This window comes from Vibrio scophthalmi LMG 19158 (assembly GCF_000222585.1).
GTDB classification, from domain to species: Bacteria; Pseudomonadota; Gammaproteobacteria; order Enterobacterales; family Vibrionaceae; genus Vibrio; species Vibrio scophthalmi.
In genome coordinates, this window is record NZ_AFWE01000087.1 from 1 (window position 1) to 21,249 (window position 21,249).

Genomic DNA, 21,249 nt, shown 5'->3' on the forward strand with positions numbered 1-21,249 from the left:
TTGGTATAACTCTAATACTGATTGGTGCCACAAAGGAGCGCATTCTTTTCTTGGTGGTAAATCCCCACTGGAACCTTTTCCTGGATAACAGAGTCCCATTGGCATTATGGCAACCTTACGTGCATCGTAAAATGTCTCTTTATCGATTGCTAGCCATGTGCGAAGTCGGTCTCCACTCGGATCATTCCAAGGTATCGAACTATGATGCACTCGCGTACCAGGAGCTTGGCCAATGATCAGAATTTGCGCATCTTGATGCGCTTGAATGATCGGGTTCGCTCCAAGTGCTAATTCCGGCTCGCACTGTCGACATTGACGGATTATTGTTAGTAGATCTTCTAGCATCAATAACCTTTACTAAAATCAATGCAGTCGTGCAACGTATAGCCTTGTTCCCAGTTGATATAGTGTTGAGTGAAAATGTCGACGACTTGTTCTGGGAAGCTTAGGGCGGCGATATGAGGGGTTATCGTTATCTTCGGATGACTCCAATAAGGATGTTCCGCACTGAGTGGTTCTTGCTCAAATACATCGAGAAAGGCATGTTCAATTTTGTCATGGTTGAGTGCGTCGAGCAGCGCAGTTTGATCGATGCTGCTACCGCGTCCAACATTAAAGAGTAAGATATTTTTAGCCTTCGCAAAGGCTGCTTGGTTGAATAGTCCCCGTGTTCTTGCTGTATCAGGTAGGGTATTCACGACGATATCGGATTGAGCGATCGCAGAAGCGAGTTCATCAACATGATATGTTTCATCAAATAGCGCCCCAGGCTTTGGAATACCGCTGGTATTGATACCTATAGTACGCATAGCAAAGGCTTTAGCAACTTGGGCTAAATGCGTACCTATTTGACCCGTACCGACAATGGCTAACGTTTTACTATTAAGGCACTGATATTGAGCGGGTCGCCACTGCTTGTCTGTCTGTTGTTGCTGGTATTGCTTAAAGTGACGGTAGTGCTCAATGGTGAAACCTAAGACGTACTCTGCAATCTGTTGACCGAAGATCCCTTTCACATTCGTCAGCAAGTAGTCTTGGCGTAGCCTATGGTTGATAAGAGCATCGACACCCGAATAGGTGGATTGTACCCATGTCATATTTGTAAAATCATCAAGCTGGGTTGCTAGTCTCGGAGGAGCGGCAAGTAAGATATCCGCTTCATTGCGCTGGTTAGTTATAATGAGGTTAGGGAGTGCTAACTTCTCAATTAACTCTTGGTAGATTTGGTCAGCATCAGTGAGGATGTAGAGCTTTTTTGTTAAATTGTCCATAGGCTTTGCTTTTTTCCCTGCTGGTTATCAAGTAAACTGCCGCTGTCTTTTTCTTCAATCAATGAGCCATTATGCTACAGAACCCGCTTCAGCTTCGTCTTGAGAAGCTAGAACCTTGGAAACAGATTACCTTCATGGCGTGCTTATGTGAACGCATGTATCCGAATTATGCCATGTTCTGCGAAAGCACTCAGTTTGCTCCTGCACGTACTTATCGCGATATTCTCGATAGCATTTGGGAACAGCTTACGGTTAAGACAGCAAAAGTTAACTTTGAACGTCAGCTTGAGAAATTAGAAGAGATCATCCCTAGTTCTGAAGATTTTGACTTTTACGGTGTTTACCCAGCGATTGATGCCTGTGTTGCCCTTTCAACATTGCTACACGGATTGTTGGATCGTGACGATCTTTTTGAAAGCATGCAAAAAGTGAGTCAACAATCGGTGATGACTGTCGCTCAACTTGAAGAGGCGCAGTTAGAGATTGAGATCAGCAATGAAAACCAGAAAGAGAACGAAGCGGTTTGTGCTGAATGGGATGTGCAGTGGGCGATCTTTCGACCACTAAAAGAAGCCGAAGAACGCGATATTGATTTGATTAAAGATCTTCGCGCGGAATTGAAAGAAGAAGGCGAGAGTAATATTGGCGTCACTCTATAAGCCACACTTCAGCACGTCATACTGAAATTAAAAAAGGGAGCCTCAGCTCCCTTTTGTCTTATTTATCTTTATCTGCAGACTCTGAGTCAACTCTCGTGTCTTCATCGTCGTCATCACGGCTTTCGATTACACCATGTTGTTTTTTCCACTTTTCCCAGCGCTCAAATGCCAGTTCTTGCATGTCTGTAGTGCTGTCTGCTTCATCAACAATCTCTTCACCAATAAGGTGTTCAAAGATATCTTCTAGTGTTAATAGACCTTGAACTGTGCCGTATTCATCGACCACAAGCGCAAGCTGTAGTCGCTTGGATAGCATCTGGTCAAAAGCTTTTGGTAGCGACATGTTATTAAGGATCACGTGAACAGGACGCATAACAGCACCAAGTTGTTTGTCACCAGAGCCCGCCAATTTCAGCTTGTATAGCTCTAGGCGGTGTACAAAGCCAACAATATTGTCGTTCGCTTGGCTATAAACTAACGGACGTGAAAATGGTGTGTCACGGTGTTCTGTAAGGAACTCTTTAACTGTTAGCTCTGCATCCACACGGAAAACGACAGGTCGTGGCGTCATAACTTGAGTTACCGGCACATCTTGGATACCTAATAAATTGCTTAGGATCTTTGATTCACCCTCGGCGAACTCACCACTTTCACGCGCCAATAGCGCCATCGCAGAAAGTTCATCACGCATTTTTGGCGCAACATGACCACGAGCAAGGCGTTTGGTGATTTGCTCAGAGAACCAAACAAATGGCGTTAAACTCCAAACCATCCAGCGTAGAACATTTGCCGCGTAAGGTGCGAGTTGGCGCCAGTATGTCGCACCAATAGTTTTAGGTACAATTTCAGACAGAACCAAGATACCGAGCGTTAGCACTGCAGAGAAAACGCCGAGCCATTCACTACCAAATACTACAGCAGCTTGCGCACCAGCTGTTGCCGCACCAATGGTGTGAGCGATGGTATTTAACGTCAAGATTGAGGCTAAAGGACGGTCAATGTCCTTTTTTAACGCTGACAGTCTTTCTTCTGCCGGATGGCCCTGTTGACGCATCTGAGCTAAATAGCTCGGAGTAATACTAAGTAGGACCGCTTCAAGAACCGAACAGACAAAAGATACGCCAATGGCAACAGAGACGTATATAGTTAGCAGCAACATATTGTTCCTATGTAAGTTTTTACCACAACCTAACTTTGCTGAAAAAATCATCACTGTGTTCTATTAGTGCGATTTTCTCTATGCCTGGGCATTATTGGTGTGTGTATTTTATATTCGCTCTAAGCCCCGCAATATCAGGCTTTACGTCGCTTGAGCGTTTTATAAATAAGGTTAAATTGGTTGAAAAACAAGTCTTCATTATGACTCAGGTAGCAACAAATTGTGAGTTATTACTCATATTATGGTTAAAAGTACGTCATAGAAGCCAAAGAATGCTTACAAACCTTTGCCAGATGGGGCATTTATGTTTTAGAGTGAGTCGAATTCGATAACACATGAGAAGGGAAACCTAATGAACAAGACCCAATTAATCGACTTTATCGCAGAGAAAGCAGACTTATCTAAAGCTCAAGCTAAAGCTGCTCTTGAAGCTACTCTTGAAGGTGTGACTGGTGCACTTAAAGAGGGTGACCAAGTTCAACTAATTGGTTTTGGTACGTTCAAAGTGAACCACCGCGCAGCGCGCACTGGCCGCAACCCTAAAACGGGTGCTGAGATCCAAATCTCTGCTGCAAATGTTCCTGCTTTCGTTGCTGGTAAAGCACTGAAAGACGCAGTGAAATAATATAATTTACGCCAAGGTAACTTACCTTATCTTGGCGTATACTCTCCTTATGAAAAAAATCCTTTTATCTTCACTAATCACCTCTTTCCTCTTTGGCTGCTCTTCAGCCGTTACCAACACAAGTTTAGAAAGCACGCTTCAGCATTCTGGTGGACAAAACATGGGTGATGCAACCAGCTTATATTGGTTCACCGAACGTCTTGCTATGCCTATCAGTGCTGCGGACTATGTTGTTGCTGGTGACTATGGCTGGTATCAAAGTAATTACCGCTGGGAAGACGGCAATGTTCGAGAGTTGATTCGTGAAGGTGAACAATTAAAAAATAACGCTGGTTTGGTTAAATACAGTATTCATGTGCGCTTTAACCGGGAAGGGGATGCGGTTTATCAGCAGTATCGACTCGGTGGCAAAGTACTCCCTATGAATAGCGAGATGCTTGAACAGGTGAAAGCCGAAGCCATTAATGTTGCTGAGCAGACCAAACGACAAAATAAAGCCGGTACACGATTGTTCCAGGGGTACTGGGATGGCAGTGAATTTGAAACCTGCGCTGGACAGAGTTTTGCTTCACTTGAATTTAATCAAACCTTGCCAAATTTTGTTGTTAGTCGATTAGCGGATATTGACAGTTATGTCGCGTTTGTCGGTGAACGAAAAGGTGACACTTTATTGGTTGAGCAGTTATTGATGCTCACCAATGATAACCAGTCGTGTGTTGAAAGGCCGCAGCTGTTACAAAATTAAAAAAGGCGCTGAGTTCAGCGCCTTTTGTTTTTTCCTGTATTCTCTGGTCAAAATCGAGTCTATTAAGCTTTGTTTTCGCGCTCAATCGCTCTATAACCGATATCACTACGGAAGAATACACCATTCCAACTTACTTGCTTTGCCAGCTCATAGGCGCGTTGCTGCGCTTCTGAGACGCTATTGCCAAGTGCTGTCGCACAAAGCACACGGCCACCATTGGTGACGATCTCTCCATCACGATTGGCAGTGCCAGCATGGAAGACTTTTTCGCCTTCTACTTCGAGTTGTGGAAGTCCCGAAATGACATCACCTTTGCCATAAGCTGCTGGATAACCACCGGCCGCTAAAACAATACCGATAGATGCGCGCGGATCCCATTTTGATTCTACTTGATCGAGTTTTTTATCGATGGCAGCAAGACATAGCTCCACCATATCAGATTGCATACGCATCATGATCGGTTGTGTCTCTGGATCACCGAAACGGCAGTTGTATTCGATCACTTTTGGTGTACCAGTGCTATCGATCATCAAGCCTGCATATAGGAAGCCAGTGTATGGGTTACCTTCAGCTGCCATGCCACGTACCGTAGGGTAGATGACTTCCTGCATAATGCGATCGTGAATGTCTTGTGTGACGACTGGAGCTGGAGAATAGGCACCCATACCACCCGTGTTTGGACCTGTATCTTTATCACCGACACGTTTGTGATCTTGGCTGGTTGCCATTGGTAGAACGTTTTCACCATCCACCATGACGATAAAGCTGGCTTCTTCACCCTCTAAAAACTCTTCGATAACCACACGGCTACCTGCCTCACCAAAAGCATTGCCAGCGAGCATATCTTTAATCGCTTCTTCTGCTTCAGTGAGTGTCATTGCCACAATGACGCCTTTACCTGCAGCTAAGCCATCGGCTTTAACAACGATCGGTGCACCTTGTTGACGAACGTAAGCGAGTGCGGGCTCAATTTCAGTGAAGTTTGCATATGAACCGGTTGGAATGTCATGACGAGCTAAGAAGTCTTTGGTAAATGCTTTAGAACCTTCAAGCTGCGCTGCGGCTTGAGATGGCCCAAAGATTGGCAGACCCACTGCTTGGAACGCATCTACTACGCCAATAACCAGCGGAGCTTCTGGGCCAACAATCGTAAGTTCAATCGACTTTTCTTGCGCGAATGCGACAAGGCCGGCGATGTCTTCCACATCAATGTTGACGTTTTCCAACTTAGGCTCAAGTGCCGTGCCCGCATTACCGGGTGCGATGAAGATGGTGTCTACATTTGGGTTTTGTGCCACTTTCCAACCCAGCGCATGTTCACGACCGCCAGCACCAATAATCAATACATTCATTTTAAATCCTTCAATCAAAATTCGTCATTCCCGACGTTGAGGAACGAAACGGTCGGGAATCTGTTAAACCTAGAGATTCCGTACTACGCTCGTTCCTCGCTATACGGAATGACGGTTTTGAACCATTAGTGGCGGAAGTGACGCATACCAGTAAAGATCATCGCCATGCCATGTTCATCCGCAGCCGCAATCACTTCATCATCACGCATTGAACCACCCGGTTGGATAACACACTTAATGCCGGCTTCTGCTGCTGCGTCGATGCCATCACGGAATGGGAAGAAGGCATCAGATGCCATTACACAACCCTCTACCTGTAGACCTTCGTCTGCTGCTTTGATACCGGCAATTTTCGCCGAGTAAACACGGCTCATTTGGCCTGCACCAACACCGATGGTCATATCGCCTTTTGAGTAAACAATCGCGTTTGATTTAACGTACTTGGCTACTTTCCAGCAGAATAGTGCGTCATTGAGCTCTTCTGCTGTTGGTTGACGCTTAGAAACCACTTTCAGGTCATCTTCAGTCACCATGCCTTGGTCGCGGTCTTGAACGAGTAAGCCACCGTTAACGCGTTTCACGTCAAAGCCTGTGGTCTTCGTTGTCCATTCGCCACACTCAAGTAGACGTAGGTTTTTCTTCGCAGCAACGATTTCGACCGCTTCGGCAGAAACAGAAGGTGCGATGATGACTTCAACAAATTGACGCTCAGTGATCGCCGTTGCGGTTGCTGCGTCTAATTCGCGGTTGAATGCGATGATGCCGCCAAATGCCGAGGTCGGGTCGGTTTTGAATGCGCGGTCATAAGCTTCTAGGATGTCCTTACCTAGAGCAACACCACATGGGTTAGCATGCTTAACGATCACACAAGCGGGTTGCTCGAACTCTTTAACACATTCCAGTGCCGCATCTGTATCGGCGATGTTGTTGTAAGAAAGGGCTTTACCTTGAATTTGGCGAGCAGTCGAAACGGAGGCTTCTTGAGGGTTAGCTTCAACATAAAAAGCAGCGGCTTGGTGGCTATTTTCACCGTAGCGCATGTCTTGTTTCTTTTCGAACTGCTGATTGAAAGTGCGAGGGAACTTAGATTCGCTATCGCCTTCTTTGTTCTCTCCATAGGATGGCACCATGGTGCCGAAGTAGTTGGCAATCATGCCATCATAAGCGGCCGTGTGTTCAAAGGCGGCAATGGCAAGATCAAAGCGAGTCTCTAGCGTAAGTGATGCTTCGTTGCTGTCCATTTCAGCGATAACGCGTGAGTAATCTTTCGCGTTAACCACAATCGTGACATCTTTGTGGTTTTTGGCTGCCGAGCGAACCATTGTTGGGCCGCCGATATCGATGTTCTCAACGGCGTCAGCTAGCGTACAGCCTTCCTTTGCTACGGTTTCAGCAAATGGGTAAAGGTTAACCACAACCATATCGATTGGGTTGATGCCATGTTGTGCCATGATGTCATCATCTTGACCACGACGACCAAGTACACCACCGTGAACTTTTGGATGTAAAGTCTTAACACGACCATCCATCATTTCTGGGAATCCAGTGTAATCAGAAACTTCAGTTACTGAAATGCCTTGCTCAGCCAATAGGCGAGCAGTACCACCAGTTGAGAGAATATCGACACCACGCTCAGCAAGAGCTTGTGCAAACTCAACAATACCTGTTTTGTCTGATACGCTGATCAGCGCGCGGCGAATAGGACGGTTAGTCATACTTCCATTTTCCTCAAATTCACGAATTAAAAGATGTTTGCCAAAGATGAACTTGTTTTTACCTTTGAGTAAAATATTGGCCAGCTTTGGTAAAGACCTTTTCCATATCGAGAGCGAATGTAGACTCCGAATTTGATGGCGCACATTCTAACTAATTTATTACAAAAAAGCTTGCGCAATCGTTTGGCATCTCAAAAATAATTGTAAAATCCAGCATCTTTAGCCATAAAAGTAATTAGAACGTTAATAAGGGAAGTTATGTTTCAGATCGGTGAATTAGCAAAACGTTGTGGTGTTAGTGCAGATACGCTGCGTTTTTATGAGAAAAATAGTTTGATTAAACCAGCCGGCCGCAGTGATTCTGGTTACCGCTTGTATAACGAAGAAAACCAAAAACAAGTGACCTTTATTCTGAAAGCCAAAGAGCTGGGTTTGAGCCTAGATGAAATTAAAGAGCTGTTGGAAATCAAACTTGAAGCAACAGAACATAGTTGTGCAGAAGTTAAAGCGATCACGACCGCTAAATTAGACGTGATTGATCAAAAGATTGCGGAGTTAAAGCGTATCCGCAGTGCATTGAAAAAGATCAACGATGCCTGCTGTGGCCATATTGATGATAACGCCAGTCACTGCTCTATTTTAGGTGCTCTCGCGAGCGAAGAGTCACATTGCTGCCAAAAGGAGCATAAAGAGGCCTAAGACGCTTTTAAGATGCGAGCTTTGGACGTGGAGTTCGTTTTTAGATCCGGTAGGTTAGGGTGGTAGATGGTGACCTGATCGCGACCAGTACGCTTGGAGTAGTACATTGCTTTGTCTGCTTCAACGAGCAGTGCTTTGACGGATTGACTGTCACTATTAAGTTCGGCAATACCAATGCTGACCGTCGGATAGATCTCATGGCCATCGACATGGCATGGCGTGCTATTGATCGATAGACGGATACGTTCTGCAATGTCGAATGCTTGAATCGCGTTGGTATGAGACAAAATGATACCAAACTCTTCCCCGCCTAAACGACCAATATAATCACTACCACGAATGACGTTTTTGCAAATCGTCGCAACCTGAGTGATGACAAGATCCCCAGAAAGGTGACCGACCATATCATTGATATCTTTAAAGTGATCAATGTCGACCATCAGACAGGTTAGATGAGCATTGTTCGCGCTTTGCTGCTGGAAGTCTTGCTCTAGCTCTAGCATGAATGCGCGGCGGTTGAGTACGCCAGTTAACTCATCAGTTTCTGATAGCTTTTTAAGCTCTTTCTCTAGTTGATGTGCCTTCGTGATATTGCGTACCGACCACATCACTTGCGCAGTGTGGTTACGAGCGCTTGGCTGGACGTAATTGATAATCGCTTCAAACCAACTCTCTTCAGGTAACTCAAAATCTTGAATGTCATCAATAGAGAGTAAGAGATGGTCTTGCAATTGTACGTTATAGCGCACCACTAGCGTTTTTTGCTGGTGGATGACTTGATCAATATAACCTTGCATTTCCGCCGCTTTGGCTGCGGAAAAAATCTGGTCGAGGCAGAGATCGATATAGCGTTTGGCATCGAACCCTGGAGCATAATGGCTACCGCCATAGCTATCGATATAGCGTCCGTTTGGGTCAAGAATAAAGACGTGATCAGGCAATGAATTTAGTAAAAAATCCAACCATTCCTCGCGATGTGAAACCATTATCGGCCTTTATTCAATTCAATAAGCAATTGCGTATTGTAACCAAAAACAGTGATAAGGCAATTTGATGATATTGAATGTAAATCTTTATTTTTAAAGAAATAGTTCAAGTTGCGATCGGAGTATCTTTTGCAGAAGAGAATGACGAACCGGTGTTTGAGGTTCTCTGAAATCCAGGAGAGTAGATAAAGAAAAGGCCACGCTAACAAGTAGCATGGCCTCTTAATCGCTAAACTAATCGAAGATTAGTTCATGCCGTATTTTTTCAGTTTCTTACGAAGAGTACCGCGGTTGATGCCCATCATAGTTGCTGCGCGAGTTTGGTTACCGCGAGTGTACTGCATGATGGTGTCTAGTAGTGGCTGTTCTACTTCAGCTAGAACTAATTCGTATAGTTCTGTAACTTCTTGGCCGTTTAATTGAGCAAGATAGTTTTTAAGAGACGCTTTAACAGAATCACGTAGTGGCTTTTGCGTGATTTGATCTTGTGAAGTTACTGTAGTTACTGTTAATGCTTCTGAAGTTAGATTTTGTTCGAACATATTCGGTCTAGCTCTTCTCGTAATTATGGTGCAACGTTATCAAAATAACCTTCTAATGCATCGATTTGCGCTTGCGCAAGATCAATGGCATTGAAGGTACGGCGAAACTCGACGGCTTGCTCATGCTCTTTCAGGTACCAACCCACATGCTTACGAGCGATGCGAGGGCCTAAATACTCTCCATAAAACTCATGTAGAGCATTCACATGACCAAGCAAAATACCTTTCACTTCCAAAATTGGTAGCTCAGGCATCTCGGTGCCGTTTTCCAAATAGTGTTGGATTTCCTGAAAAATCCACGGACGACCCTGGGCAGGGCGTCCAATCATCAAAGCGTCTGCACCGGTATAATCCAGTACAAATTTAGCTTTCTCTGGGCTATCGATGTCACCGTTAGCGATAACCGGGATAGAGATTGCTTGTTTTACCGCTTTGATGCTGTCGTATTCGGCCTCACCTTTGTACATACACGCTTTTGTTCTGCCATGCAGCGCAAGAGCTTGAATGCCGCAGTCTTCGGCTAATTTAGCGATGTAGACACAGTTTTTATTCTCTGTGTCCCAGCCAGTACGGGTTTTCAACGTCACAGGAACGTCGACCGCACTCACAACGGCATTCAGAATATCTTTAATGATCTCTGGATGTTGAAGCAGTGCAGAGCCGGCTAGCTTCTTATTCACTTTTTTTGCTGGGCAACCCATATTGATATCGATGATTTGCGCACCGTTCTCAACACTGAATTGAGCTGCTTCAGCCATTAACTGGGGATCAGAGCCTGCGATTTGTACCGATCGAATGCCCGATTCGCCTTCGTGTACCATTCGCTGTTTTGATTTGGCCGTATTCCATAGCTTTGGATTAGAGGACATCATTTCACTGACAGCCATTCCCGCACCATAGCGGAGACACAACTCACGAAACGGTCTATCCGTAACACCCGCCATTGGAGCGACGATTAGTTTGTTCTTGAGTTGATAATTACCTATTTTCAAAACGTCTTCACAGTTCTGTACCAGCAAGGGCGCGCATTTTACGCATTTTTTCACTGCGTGAAAAGACTATTATTTGAGCATTACCAAATTGTTTTGTTAATTCGTATAAAATTCAAACAATTAAGGTTAAAAACCTTGTCTAGCCTTGCTTGCGACCAGAGATGCGACACCACTCTGTTTGGGCTTTTATTGGATCGATGTGAAGCTCGTCACGGTAATAGTTCGCGACATCTTCTGCTTGAGTGTCTAAAACACCCGACATTGCCAACAAGCCGTTTGGCTTAACCAGACCTTTAATGATTGGTGAAAGTTCACGTAGTGGCGCTGCCAGAATATTAGCCACAACGACGTCAGCAATCATGTTCTCAGGTTGATCTTGAGGAAGGTATACATGCAGCTGTTCAGCCACACCATTGCGCTCTGCGTTGTCTTTAGACGCCACAAGAGCTTGAGGATCAATGTCGATCCCGATAACTTTTTCTGCGCCCAGTTTGATCGCTGCGATCGCTAGGATGCCAGAGCCACAACCGAAATCGATTACGGTTTTACCTGCAAGATCGATACTTTCAAGCCACTCTAAGCAAAGCGCTGTGGTTGGGTGGGTGCCAGTACCAAATGCTAGGCCTGGATCAAGTAGAACGTTCACCGCTTCTGGATCCGGAACATCACGCCAGCTTGGGCAGATCCACAGGCGCTCACCAAACTGCATTGGATGGAAGTTATCCATCCATTCACGTTCCCAGTCTTTATCTTCAAGTTGCTCCACTTTGTGCGCAAAACCTTCAGCAAGCATGCCACTTGCTTTAATTTGGCTGAGGATAAACTGGGTATCCGCTTCGGCGTCGTACAGTGCGAGGATATCGATATCACCCCATAAGCGAGTTTCGCCAGGAAGTGGTTCAAAGATAGGCGTATCTTTTGCATCTAAGAAGGTAACAGATAGTGCGCCAGTCTCTTCCATAAGCATGTCGCTGACCATTTCGGCGTTTTCTTTGGTCGCATTGAGTTTGATTTGAATCCAAGGCATGAGTCGGTACTCTTAACGTGGGTGATCGAATATTGGCGCAGAGTGTAGCAGCCAGAAATAGAAATGCCCACGTAATGTGGGCATTTTGCTCAATTCTGCGAACGAATTATTGCAAGCCGAGCTTCTTCTCTAGGTAGTGAATGTTAGCACCACCGTGTTGGAAGTTTTCGTCGTTCATGATTGAGATCTGTAGCGGCACGTTAGTTTTGATGCCTTCAACGATCATCTCGCCAAGGGCATTTTTCATTCGTGCAATTGCTACATCACGGTTCTCACCATACGTGATCAGTTTACCAATCATTGAATCGTAGTGAGGTGGTACTGTGTAACCACTGTAAATGTGAGATTCCCAACGCACGCCCATGCCGCCAGGTGCATGGAAACGTTCAATCTTACCTGGAGAAGGTAGGAAACGAACCGGATCTTCCGCATTGATACGACACTCGATTGCATGGCCACGGATCTTAATATCATCTTGAGTAAATGATAGTGGTTGGCCAGCGGCAACACGAAGCTGCTCTTTGATCAAATCAACACCAGTCACCATTTCAGTTACTGGGTGTTCTACTTGGATACGGGTGTTCATCTCGATGAAGTAGAATTCGCCATTCTCATATAAGAATTCGAAAGTACCTGCACCGCGGTAACCGATCTCAATACAGGCACGAGTACAGCGTTCACCGATGTACTTACGCATTTCTTCAGTGATGCCTGGTGCTGGAGCTTCTTCAACCACTTTCTGGTGACGACGCTGCATGGAACAGTCACGTTCACCTAGGTGGATTGCGCCGCCTTGGCCATCAGCAATCACTTGAACTTCTACGTGACGAGGGTTTTCTAGGAATTTCTCCATGTAAACCACATCGTTGTTGAATGCTGCTTTTGCTTCTGCGCGCGTCATAGCGATAGATTGTGTTAGTTCCGCTTCGCTGCGAACCACACGCATACCACGACCGCCGCCGCCGCCAGACGCTTTGATGATAACTGGGTAACCAATGCGCTTGGCATGCGCTTTGTTCTTCACTTCATCGTTGTCTAGAGGACCGTCAGAACCTGGTACACAAGGTACGCCCGCTTTTTTCATCGCATTGATCGCTGACACTTTGTCACCCATCATGCGAATGGTATCAGCTTTAGGGCCAACAAAGATAAAGCCGCTGCGCTCTACTTGTTCTGCGAAGTCAGCATTCTCTGAAAGGAAACCGTAACCAGGGTGGATGGCTACCGCGCCCGTCACTTCAGCTGCTGAAATGATACGAGGAATGTTCAGGTAGCTATCAATACCGCGTGCAGGGCCAATACAGATAGATTCATCTGCTAGCAAGACATGCTTAAGATCGCGGTCAGCAGTAGAGTGTACTGCGACCGTTTTGATGCCGAGCTCTTTACATGCGCGAAGGATGCGAAGTGCGATCTCGCCTCGGTTCGCGATGACTAATTTATCTAGCATAGCTTCAGCCTCGATTATTCGATTACAACTAGTGGCTGGTCAAATTCAACCGTTTGGCCGTCTTCAACTAGGATTGCCGTAACAACGCCAGACTTGTCTGCTTCGATTTGGTTCATCATTTTCATCGCTTCAACGATACAGATCGTGTCGCCAGCGTTAACGCTTTGGCCGACTTCGATGAATGATTTAGATTCAGGGCTTGGTGAACGGTAGAATGTACCCACCATTGGAGAAAGAACTTGGTGACCCGCTGGAGTTGCAGGTGCTGCAACTTCTGCCGCTGCAACTGGTGCTGCAGGCGCTACCGCAGGAGCGGCAACAGGTGCAGGTGCTGCTGCGTATTGAATTGGGGCATGAACAGGTGCTGCGCCGTGGCGACTGATGCGTACCGATTCTTCACCTTCAGAGATCTCTAGTTCAGCAATGCCAGATTCTTCAACTAGTTCAATCAGTTTCTTAATTTTACGGATATCCATCTTTATCTTTCTCTTTATCTTGTGAGTAAGACAACCCAGTAGGGTCGCAGAGTGTTAGGTTACTTTGCCTGCAGGTGTTTGATTGCTGCCGACAGAGCGAATTCATAGCCTTGTGCGCCTAAACCGCAAATGACCCCTTGTGCTTTATCAGACAAGTAGGAGTGATGGCGGAATGGTTCTCGTGCGTGCACATTGGACAAATGTATTTCTATAAATGGGATCGCGACACCTAATAGTGCGTCGCGCAACGCAACGCTGGTGTGCGTGAATGCCGCAGGGTTAATCAAAATAAAATCCACGTTATTATAAGCGGCGTGGATAGCTTCGATTAACTCATACTCACGATTGCTTTGGAGATGTTCAAATTCAACATCGGCTTGCTTGGCCTGCTCAGCCAAGGTCGTAACGATCTGTTCAAGTGTCTGTGAGCCATAGTGTCCGGGCTCGCGCAAACCCAAAAGATTAAGGTTTGGGCCATTCAGAAGTAGAATTCGTGACTTTGCTGACATTGTGCTGACATCTTCCTTTATCGTGAGTGGAACTTACATATTCCCAAATATACGATAAATCATCACGATTTTTCAGTAGCAATCGCGAGATTTTTAAAAAATCGTCAAAGATTATAGCTAATTCACAGCAATTAGCAGCAATTTACTGGTCTAATCACTGATGTTGCTCTTTTGAAAGTGCTACAGAGGTAACATAAACGCGTTGTTGCTCGACAAGGTTTAGTGCCATTGATGGGATGAATGCAAAAAAAAAGAACCGCCAAATGAGGCGGCTCTGGTATTGAGAGGGTGAATTACGCTATGGGTTTAAGCTAATTCCGCTTTTTCCGCAATCAGCTTATCAACCACACCCGGATCGGCGAGTGTTGATGTATCGCCTAAGTTACTGGTATCGCCAGCGGCAATTTTACGCAGAATACGTCGCATGATTTTGCCTGAACGTGTTTTTGGCAGTGAATCAGTCCAATGCAGTACATCTGGTGTCGCAATCGGCCCAATCTCTTTACGTACCCAATCCTTCACTTCTTTGTGCAATTCTGCTGATGGGTATTCACCATCATTCAGTGTGATGTAAGCGTAAATGGCTTGGCCTTTGATATCGTGTGGAATCCCGACGATCGCGGCTTCAGCTATCTTATGGTGCGCAACGAGTGCGGATTCCACTTCTGCTGTCCCCATACGGTGACCGGAGACGTTAAGAACGTCATCAACACGGCCAGTGATCCAGTAATAACCATCTTCGTCACGACGCGCACCATCACTGGTGAAGTACATACCTTTAAAGGTTGAGAAGTAGGTTTGCTCAAAGCGCTCATGGTCGCCATAAACGGTGCGCATTTGGCCCGGCCATGAATCGAGAATGACAAGGTTACCTTCTGCAGCGGTCTCTTCAATGATGTTGCCCATGTTATCGACTAGGGCCGGTTGCACACCAAAGAACGGTAGCGTAGCGGAACCTGGCTTAAGATCGGTTGCCCCCGGTAGTGGTGCGATTAGAATGCCGCCCGTTTCGGTTTGCCACCATGTATCGACGATCGGTGAATTCTCGTTACCAATCGTTTTGTAGTACCACTCCCATGCTTCTGGGTTGATCGGCTCGCCAACAGAACCCATGATACGAAGGCTTGAACGTGATGTACCATCAACTGCTTCAGTGCCTTTTGCCATCAGCGCACGAATCGCGGTTGGGGCGGTGTAAAGAATGTTGACCTGATGCTTATCAACCACTTCGCTCATGCGATTGGTTTTTGGATAGTTTGGCACACCTTCAAAGAGAATGGTTTTAGCACCGTTAGCCAGCGGGCCATAAATAAGGTAAGTGTGGCCAGTAATCCAGCCTACATCCGCCGTACACCAGAAGGTTTCGCCTTCTTGGTAGTCAAACACATACTTAAACGTCATTGTGGCGTAAACAAGGTAGCCACCGGTGGTGTGTAGTACACCTTTAGGTTTGCCAGTTGAGCCTGAAGTGTAAAGAATAAACAGTGGGTCTTCTGCTTTCATTTCTTCTGGTGGACATTGCTCTGAAACGTTCGCTGTTGCTTCGTGCCACCAAACATCACGATGTTCATGCCAATCAATATCACCGCCAGTACGCTGGAAGACGATCACTTTAGAAATGGTTTTTACTTCTGGGTTAGTCAGTGCTTCATCGACATTTTTCTTCAATGGGACAGCACGGCCACCACGGACGCCTTCATCGGCAGTCACGACCACTTTCGCATCTGAATCGATAATACGGCCAGAGAGTGCTTCTGGTGAGAAACCACCGAAGACGACGGTATGAACAGCACCAATACGGGTACAGGCGAGCATGGCAACGGCTGCTTCCGGCACCATTGGCATGTAGAGACAAACGACATCGCCTTTACGTACACCTTGCTCTTTCAGCGCATTAGAAAATTGGCACACTTCTTTGTGGAGCTGATTAAAAGTCAGTGTTTTGTCATCTGCAGGGTCATCGCCTTCCCAGATAATCGCGACCTCATCACCGCGCTCGGCAAGGTGACGGTCAATACAGTTGGCAGAAACGTTGAGTGTGCCATCTTCGAACCAACGTATATCGACGTGGCCAGTATCGAAAGAGGTACTTTTCACTTGGGTGAATGGTTTAATCCAATCCACTATTTTGCCGTGTTCACCCCAAAAGCCTTCTGGATCAGAAACAGACTGTTGGTACATGGCAAGGTAGGTCTCATTATCCGCATGTGTGGTTGCTTTGATATTCTCTTTTACCGGATAAATGTGGGCTTCACTCATTGCTTCTCTCCTTGTGAATTTTTGTGCTTCCTTTGGTGTTAGTAGGGTAGATGCCAAAGGTTACATCTCTATTTCGTCAGGCTTGCGGCAGCGAACCAAAAAATACCTGACAAACAGCAATGCTATAACTTTCAATCACTGCGGCTATTTCTACAATTAGACTTTAGGATGAGGAAGCCGCTTGGGTGGTAAGATTTAAGGGATGAGATGCGGCGTTGGCCGCATTCTGTGGATTATTGCTGATAAGGAAAGCTTAGACTTGGCAGATCTCCTTTGGTTAAACGCACAAACACTAATGCCGCAGATATCGCGTCTTGTAAGGCGTCATGCTTGTTTTGCTGCGGAAGATCGAGATGCTTGCAGATCGCATCTAAACTTAAGTCGAAGTAGGCATTAGGTAAATGCTGCTCCAATTTGTCGTGATAGATCTGGCTCACTTCAATTAATGGGTTCGGCAATGGAAAACCAAGCTGTTTACGACAAGCAATATCAAGAATCTTTTTGTCGTAGCGAATGTGATAGCCCACCACTGGCCGGTTGCCGATAAATTCAAGTAACTTGAGTAGCGCTTGTTTTTCATCAAGGCCATCTTCGAGATCTTTATGCCGCATACGGTGAATGCGTACTGAACCAGAATCGAGTGACTGGGGCGCGCGCAGACGGACTTCAAACGGCTGGCTGGTGATGATGCGATTATCGATGATCTTCGTCGCCGCGATGGTGACCAGTTCTGCCCGTTTAGGGTCGAGGCTGGTGGTTTCACAATCCAGCGAGATAAACTCACCTTTTACCACGGGGCCAAAGTAAGACTGGAAAGGCGATCCTTTTAACTTGTAGTGCCAATAGCGGCGTTGTAACCAATTCATCGCACTCTCCTTAATCTCTTATTTGATAATGATAGCCAAGAAATTGTTTAAATTTCTTCACCACGTGAAAGCTATGCCGTAGCAAATCTCGTTCACTTCTTTCCAACTGTTTGAGGTCAATGCGGTTATGGCTATGTTGATTATCTAACTGTTGGTTAAGGCGCAGCTTAAAAAACAGCCTGAGTGCTTCGGTGAGGTTATCAGCAGTATCGGGTTCCAGAATATTTTTCTTTGCCAGAGCGTCAATGCGGGCAAAAGTGTTGCTAGCGGTGATGTGATATTCAAGCGCTAGAGTGCGAATACCATGCACGATTGGGAAGATACCGCCACTTTTTACATCCAGCCCTTGCTTGTCACTTTTTACGTTACCAAACAAGGTCAATGGCAATGAAAATTGTAAGGCTGGACGAGTAAATTCTTGTAAGGTCAGCATGTTATTAAACATGATTTGATGTAAGTGTTCACTTATCGGTACCAGCAGTTCACGGTTGCCGGCTACAGCGTGTGCATCGGCCATGATCGCCAGTTTCATTACCTGTTCTGGACTGGAGGCTTTTGACCAGCAGGAGATCGTTTGTTGCCATTCGGCTTGGCTTTTTACCCATGCAGGGTTATTGACCATCACATTGCCGGGGCAGAGAGGGTAACCTAGTTGCTGAAGGGTATGAGTGAGCTTGTTCATGATGGCACTGCACTGTTGCCACTCAAGGCCATCTTTAAGAATCAAGGCGTTGTCTTGGTCGGTTTTGAGAATCTGTTCACCTCGGCCTTCTGAGCCCAATACGATCAAGCAGCAGTGATCATGCAAGGCGGGAGGGACAATCAGTTCAAAGGCTTTCTCTATGATTTGTTCATTGACTGCCGAGATCAGTTCCATAATGAAACGTGTGCGAATGCCATTGCTGAGTAAGCTATCCACTAATTGACGTTGACGATTAGAGGCGATCGCTAATTCTTCAACACTGCTCGCTCGCGCAATACTGAGAGTTAAGACATGAGAATGGGTTGAAAAAGCACTGAGTATTTGCGTCATGTCGAGCATGCCAACGGGGTTCTTGCCATCCCATACCATTAAGCGTTTCATACGGTTACGCGTCATGCTCATCATGGCATTGAAGAGAAAGTCATCTTCATCAATGTGCATGACAGGAAAGGTAGCCACTTCGCCCACTGGCGTATCGAGAGGCTGACGATCCAGCATCACGGCGTGCAGCATGTTGGTGCGCGTAATGATGCCGTAAGGCATTTTATTTGTGCTATTTGTCAGGCGAGGATCATCGGCTGCTAAGGTGATCAGTGCGGCATCAAGCGCATTGTCTTTGAGAATTTTAGTTACGTCATCCAGAGGAAGGTCGTGCGCTAAGATCAATGGAGGATGATAGATGTCATTGTCGACTTTAGTGAGAATGAATTCGGCTAAATTTTGCTGTTGTTGTGCCGCATCAAGTAAGGCTTGTCGCTTGGCGAGATTATTATCGAAATAAGCCGCAAATTGACCATTTTGATTATAGAGATCTAAAAACACCTGCTTGGGTAGCAGATAAGAGAGGGTATCTTCGAGAGCGATGTAGTTGTGACGACTTTGTCCTTCAAATAGCGAACGTACGTCAAACAAATCGTCGTTGGTGTAGTGAGCGTAGATTTCGTTATTGTGTGGTGATTGCTCCTCAACTGCGCCCTTGATCAAAATATGCAGATGAGCACTAGCATTACCGTGGTGCAAAATAGTATCACGTGCACGGAAATAGGCGACATCCAAAGAGCTGCGCAATATTTGCTGTTGAGCGGGCGTGAGCCGATTAAACGGGGCTGATTGCATGTTGAGTTTTTCGGGCATAAGAGACCTTGCAAGCACACTAGACTGTACTCTCAGTGTGACAAATTTCGCTATTTTCACCAGACGACTTTGGTCGAAGCGCTTGCATGCTTGCCCTATTCTGAATGCCATCAATGCGGAAAAGAGTGCGCAAATAATATTCCCTTTTTATTCCTCTACGCTCATTAGATAATAGTGTCAGATCATATTGTTATTTTTGAGGTTTTCATGTTTACCCCCACTCCTTATGGCTGGATATCCCAGTATTTCATTGGTTTCTTTTTTGCCTATGGTGTCTATTTGCCATTTTGGGCGTTGTGGTTTGAAGAGCAAGGCGTATCACCTACGGATATTGGCCTGCTAGTCGGGATTGGTTTTGCCACTCGTTGCGTGGCGAATATGGTGATCACGCCGCGTTTGCATAGAGTTGAGCACTTAATGCCAGCATTACGTTGGTTGACTTTCGCCGCTCTATTATTTGTTGGTTTTCACTTTTTCACTGGCGGAAATTTCTGGTTAATGGCGTTAGCCACAGTGGCATTCAATTCATGCCTTGGACCGATTATTCCGTTGTCTGATGCGATGGCCAACTACTATTCGCGTTTGAAAATGCTCGATTATGGTCGTACTCGTCTTTGGGGTTCATTGGCGTTTATCGCCGGCTCTACCGTTGTGGGTATGCTGGTGGCTCGTTATGGCACCGATATGATCTTATATACCGCGCTGGCAGGCATCTTTGTCGCCTTGGTACTTGGAATGCGCAAGACCAACCCAATGCCAGTCACCATGTCAGAGTCACAAGCAGAACGACCAAAATTGACTGAACTGCTGCGTGATAGCGCAGTGGTGAAATTTTTAGTTTTAGTGGCTTTGATCCAAGGCAGCCATGCGGCCTATTACAGTTTTAGTACCATTTATTGGAAAGGGGCTGGCTACTCAGAGGAGATCATTGGTTATCTATGGAGCTTAGGGGTTGCGTCTGAAGTTGCCGTGTTTGCGTTGAGTAAGCGCATGTTTGCCGGTTGGTCACTACGTATGTTGTTTGTGGTCGCGGCGCTTGGTGTGACGGTACGTTGGGGCTTAACGGCTTCAACAACGGTATTGCTCGCTTTGGTTGCGATTCAGGTGTTACATGGGGTGACATTTGCCATGGCGCACATTGCAGCGATTCAATACATACAAGGTCAAGAAGAACGTAAAATGGTGGCGTTACAGGCACTTTACAATGCAATTCCTCTTGGGGCATTTATCGCGCTGATGACCGCATTAAGTGGTTGGGGATATGAAAACTGGGGGGCGAATGTCTTCTGGGCAATGGCTGCCATGGGCGTAGTGGCGCTGTTCGTCAAACTTGAGCCAACCAAGTTGAATAGCCAGGACGGTCAGGCATTGAAAGCGGAGTCTGAAGCACAGAATTAGCCTCAACTGATTGATATTTAATCATACACTTTGTTTAATGAACCTCTCCTCGGAGAGGTTTTTTTATAAGCTTTTTATAAATAAAGGATATCGCATGCAAGGATGGCTAGTGATTCCCGTATCACTGATGTATCTCGGGTTACTGTTTTTAATTGCTTGGTATGGCGATAAGCAAAATAAGTGGTTAGCCAAATGGCGACCATGGATTTATAGCTTATCGATTGCCGTCTACTGCACCTCTTGGACTTTTTACGGCACGGTGGGCCAAGCGAGTAATAACCCATGGTCTTTCCTGCCAATCTATCTTGCGCCTATTCTGGTGTTTACCTTTGGCTGGCGCGTTCTCGCTCGGCTGATTTTGGTCGCCAAACGTGAGCATATTACCTCGATTGCTGATTTTATTGCGGCGCGCTATGGCAAGTCGCAAGGCTTAGCTGTCGTGATAACCTTAATTGCGGTGGTGGGTATTTTACCTTATATCGCTTTGCAGCTACGTGGTATCACCATGGGGTTGGAAGTGATTGCGCCTGAATTGCAATCGCAAGGTCAGTGGGGCATTTTTGATGTGTCATGGTTTGTGGTGATCGCTTTAGCTGTCTTTACCATGCTGTTTGGTACTCGCCATATCGATAACACCGAACACCATCGCGGTATGATGATGGCGATTGCGTTTGAATCAGTG

The 21,249-nt window shown here is 46.0% G+C and carries 20 protein-coding genes and 1 pseudogene; 6 read left to right on the forward strand and 15 right to left on the reverse strand.

Going from position 1 to position 21,249, the window contains the following annotated elements:
- On the reverse strand, positions 1 to 345 hold a 345-nt coding region (locus tag RH88_RS07975; protein ID WP_005594823.1), incomplete at its 3' end, for a uracil-DNA glycosylase family protein.
- A complete protein-coding gene (locus tag RH88_RS07980; protein ID WP_005594824.1) occupies positions 345 to 1,271 on the reverse strand; it encodes a D-2-hydroxyacid dehydrogenase in 927 nt (308 codons plus the stop codon). The genes RH88_RS07980 and RH88_RS07975, both read right to left, overlap by 1 nt.
- A gap of 71 nt (positions 1,272 to 1,342) precedes the next feature.
- On the opposite strand from RH88_RS07980, the gene RH88_RS07985 reads away from it, so the two are divergent.
- Positions 1,343 to 1,930 (forward strand): YjaG family protein, encoded by a 588-nt coding sequence (locus tag RH88_RS07985; protein ID WP_005594825.1) that lies wholly within the window; start codon positions 1,343 to 1,345, stop codon positions 1,928 to 1,930.
- Positions 1,931 to 1,988: 58 nt separating this feature from the next.
- Here the strand turns inward: RH88_RS07985 and RH88_RS07990 are convergent, their stop codons facing one another.
- Positions 1,989 to 3,089: a CNNM domain-containing protein gene (locus tag RH88_RS07990; protein WP_005594826.1), complete on the reverse strand. Its 1,101-nt coding sequence runs from the start codon at positions 3,087 to 3,089 to the stop codon at positions 1,989 to 1,991.
- A 352-nt stretch (positions 3,090 to 3,441) separates the two neighbouring features.
- Here RH88_RS07990 and hupA point away from each other — a divergent pair, with 352 nt between their 5' ends.
- Together hupA and RH88_RS08000 are read left to right on the forward strand one after the other, a co-directional pair.
- On the forward strand, positions 3,442 to 3,714 hold the full coding sequence (gene hupA, locus RH88_RS07995; protein WP_005594827.1) for a nucleoid-associated protein HU-alpha: 273 nt from the start codon (positions 3,442 to 3,444) through the stop codon (positions 3,712 to 3,714).
- A gap of 49 nt (positions 3,715 to 3,763) precedes the next feature.
- The gene (locus RH88_RS08000; RefSeq protein ID WP_005594828.1) at positions 3,764 to 4,459 is read left to right on the forward strand and encodes a DUF1481 domain-containing protein; all 696 of its coding nucleotides are present in this window, start codon (positions 3,764 to 3,766) and stop codon (positions 4,457 to 4,459) included.
- 62 nt (positions 4,460 to 4,521) lie between these two features.
- On the opposite strand, the gene purD is transcribed toward RH88_RS08000, so the two are convergent.
- Both purD and purH read right to left on the reverse strand, forming a co-directional pair.
- Complete coding sequence (gene purD, locus RH88_RS08005; RefSeq protein WP_005594829.1) at positions 4,522 to 5,811, reverse strand: phosphoribosylamine--glycine ligase; 1,290 nt, start codon at positions 5,809 to 5,811, stop codon at positions 4,522 to 4,524.
- 125 nt (positions 5,812 to 5,936) lie between these two features.
- The gene (gene purH, locus RH88_RS08010; protein WP_005594830.1) at positions 5,937 to 7,526 is read right to left on the reverse strand and encodes a bifunctional phosphoribosylaminoimidazolecarboxamide formyltransferase/IMP cyclohydrolase; all 1,590 of its coding nucleotides are present in this window, start codon (positions 7,524 to 7,526) and stop codon (positions 5,937 to 5,939) included.
- Between the two features lie 258 nt (positions 7,527 to 7,784).
- Here purH and zntR point away from each other — a divergent pair, with 258 nt between their 5' ends.
- A complete protein-coding gene (gene zntR / locus RH88_RS08015) occupies positions 7,785 to 8,225 on the forward strand; it encodes a Zn(2+)-responsive transcriptional regulator (RefSeq protein WP_005594832.1) in 441 nt (146 codons plus the stop codon).
- Here the strand turns inward: zntR and RH88_RS08020 are convergent.
- The 10 genes from RH88_RS08020 to RH88_RS08065 all read right to left on the reverse strand — a co-directional run bounded on the left by RH88_RS08020 (position 8,222) and on the right by RH88_RS08065 (position 19,169).
- On the reverse strand, positions 8,222 to 9,211 hold the full coding sequence (locus RH88_RS08020) for a sensor domain-containing diguanylate cyclase (protein WP_005594834.1): 990 nt from the start codon (positions 9,209 to 9,211) through the stop codon (positions 8,222 to 8,224). The two genes, zntR and RH88_RS08020, sit on opposite strands and share 4 nt — an antisense overlap.
- Before the next feature lie 245 nt (positions 9,212 to 9,456).
- Positions 9,457 to 9,753: a DNA-binding transcriptional regulator Fis gene (fis, locus tag RH88_RS08025; protein WP_000462885.1), complete on the reverse strand. Its 297-nt coding sequence runs from the start codon at positions 9,751 to 9,753 to the stop codon at positions 9,457 to 9,459.
- Positions 9,754 to 9,776: 23 nt separating this feature from the next.
- Complete coding sequence (dusB, locus tag RH88_RS08030; RefSeq protein ID WP_005594836.1) at positions 9,777 to 10,745, reverse strand: tRNA dihydrouridine synthase DusB; 969 nt, start codon at positions 10,743 to 10,745, stop codon at positions 9,777 to 9,779.
- A gap of 139 nt (positions 10,746 to 10,884) precedes the next feature.
- Positions 10,885 to 11,772, reverse strand: coding sequence for a 50S ribosomal protein L11 methyltransferase (gene prmA / locus RH88_RS08035; RefSeq protein WP_005594837.1), 888 nt, complete (start codon positions 11,770 to 11,772; stop codon positions 10,885 to 10,887).
- A 106-nt stretch (positions 11,773 to 11,878) separates the two neighbouring features.
- Positions 11,879 to 13,222, reverse strand: coding sequence for an acetyl-CoA carboxylase biotin carboxylase subunit (gene accC / locus RH88_RS08040; protein WP_005594839.1), 1,344 nt, complete (start codon positions 13,220 to 13,222; stop codon positions 11,879 to 11,881).
- 14 nt (positions 13,223 to 13,236) lie between these two features.
- The gene (gene accB, locus RH88_RS08045) at positions 13,237 to 13,698 is read right to left on the reverse strand and encodes an acetyl-CoA carboxylase biotin carboxyl carrier protein (RefSeq protein WP_005594840.1); all 462 of its coding nucleotides are present in this window, start codon (positions 13,696 to 13,698) and stop codon (positions 13,237 to 13,239) included.
- Between the two features lie 59 nt (positions 13,699 to 13,757).
- Positions 13,758 to 14,207, reverse strand: coding sequence for a type II 3-dehydroquinate dehydratase (aroQ, locus tag RH88_RS08050; protein WP_005594842.1), 450 nt, complete (start codon positions 14,205 to 14,207; stop codon positions 13,758 to 13,760).
- A gap of 306 nt (positions 14,208 to 14,513) precedes the next feature.
- Entirely contained in the window at positions 14,514 to 16,466 is a 1,953-nt protein-coding gene (gene acs, locus RH88_RS08055) for an acetate--CoA ligase (RefSeq protein ID WP_005594843.1), read from the reverse strand.
- A 233-nt stretch (positions 16,467 to 16,699) separates the two neighbouring features.
- Positions 16,700 to 17,332 carry a 3'-5' exonuclease gene (locus RH88_RS08060; RefSeq protein WP_005594845.1) on the reverse strand — a complete coding sequence of 211 codons (633 nt, stop codon included), beginning with the start codon at positions 17,330 to 17,332 and terminating at the stop codon, positions 16,700 to 16,702.
- Positions 17,333 to 17,342: 10 nt separating this feature from the next.
- On the reverse strand, positions 17,343 to 19,169 hold the full coding sequence (locus RH88_RS08065; protein WP_005594846.1) for a DUF294 nucleotidyltransferase-like domain-containing protein: 1,827 nt from the start codon (positions 19,167 to 19,169) through the stop codon (positions 17,343 to 17,345).
- Positions 19,170 to 19,376: 207 nt separating this feature from the next.
- Between RH88_RS08065 and RH88_RS08070 the strand changes: the two genes are divergently transcribed.
- Both RH88_RS08070 and RH88_RS08075 read left to right on the forward strand, forming a co-directional pair.
- Complete coding sequence (locus RH88_RS08070) at positions 19,377 to 20,567, forward strand: 3-phenylpropionate MFS transporter (protein ID WP_005594848.1); 1,191 nt, start codon at positions 19,377 to 19,379, stop codon at positions 20,565 to 20,567.
- 94 nt (positions 20,568 to 20,661) lie between these two features.
- Positions 20,662 to 21,249: pseudogene (locus tag RH88_RS08075) on the forward strand (hybrid sensor histidine kinase/response regulator); the annotation flags it as partial.

Coding starts and splice junctions, on each gene's coding strand:
- RH88_RS07980 (WP_005594824.1), bottom strand. CDS start 1,271: ATGGACAATTTAACAAAAAAGCTCTACATCCTCACTGATGCTGACCAA.
- RH88_RS07985 (WP_005594825.1), top strand. CDS start 1,343: ATGCTACAGAACCCGCTTCAGCTTCGTCTTGAGAAGCTAGAACCTTGG.
- RH88_RS07990 (WP_005594826.1), bottom strand. CDS start 3,089: ATGTTGCTGCTAACTATATACGTCTCTGTTGCCATTGGCGTATCTTTT.
- hupA (WP_005594827.1), top strand. CDS start 3,442: ATGAACAAGACCCAATTAATCGACTTTATCGCAGAGAAAGCAGACTTA.
- RH88_RS08000 (WP_005594828.1), top strand. CDS start 3,764: ATGAAAAAAATCCTTTTATCTTCACTAATCACCTCTTTCCTCTTTGGC.
- purD (WP_005594829.1), bottom strand. CDS start 5,811: ATGAATGTATTGATTATTGGTGCTGGCGGTCGTGAACATGCGCTGGGT.
- purH (WP_005594830.1), bottom strand. CDS start 7,526: ATGACTAACCGTCCTATTCGCCGCGCGCTGATCAGCGTATCAGACAAA.
- zntR (WP_005594832.1), top strand. CDS start 7,785: ATGTTTCAGATCGGTGAATTAGCAAAACGTTGTGGTGTTAGTGCAGAT.
- RH88_RS08020 (WP_005594834.1), bottom strand. CDS start 9,211: ATGGTTTCACATCGCGAGGAATGGTTGGATTTTTTACTAAATTCATTG.
- fis (WP_000462885.1), bottom strand. CDS start 9,753: ATGTTCGAACAAAATCTAACTTCAGAAGCATTAACAGTAACTACAGTA.
- prmA (WP_005594837.1), bottom strand. CDS start 11,772: ATGCCTTGGATTCAAATCAAACTCAATGCGACCAAAGAAAACGCCGAA.
- accC (WP_005594839.1), bottom strand. CDS start 13,222: ATGCTAGATAAATTAGTCATCGCGAACCGAGGCGAGATCGCACTTCGC.
- accB (WP_005594840.1), bottom strand. CDS start 13,698: ATGGATATCCGTAAAATTAAGAAACTGATTGAACTAGTTGAAGAATCT.
- aroQ (WP_005594842.1), bottom strand. CDS start 14,207: ATGTCAGCAAAGTCACGAATTCTACTTCTGAATGGCCCAAACCTTAAT.
- acs (WP_005594843.1), bottom strand. CDS start 16,466: ATGAGTGAAGCCCACATTTATCCGGTAAAAGAGAATATCAAAGCAACC.
- RH88_RS08060 (WP_005594845.1), bottom strand. CDS start 17,332: ATGAATTGGTTACAACGCCGCTATTGGCACTACAAGTTAAAAGGATCG.
- RH88_RS08065 (WP_005594846.1), bottom strand. CDS start 19,169: ATGCCCGAAAAACTCAACATGCAATCAGCCCCGTTTAATCGGCTCACG.
- RH88_RS08070 (WP_005594848.1), top strand. CDS start 19,377: ATGTTTACCCCCACTCCTTATGGCTGGATATCCCAGTATTTCATTGGT.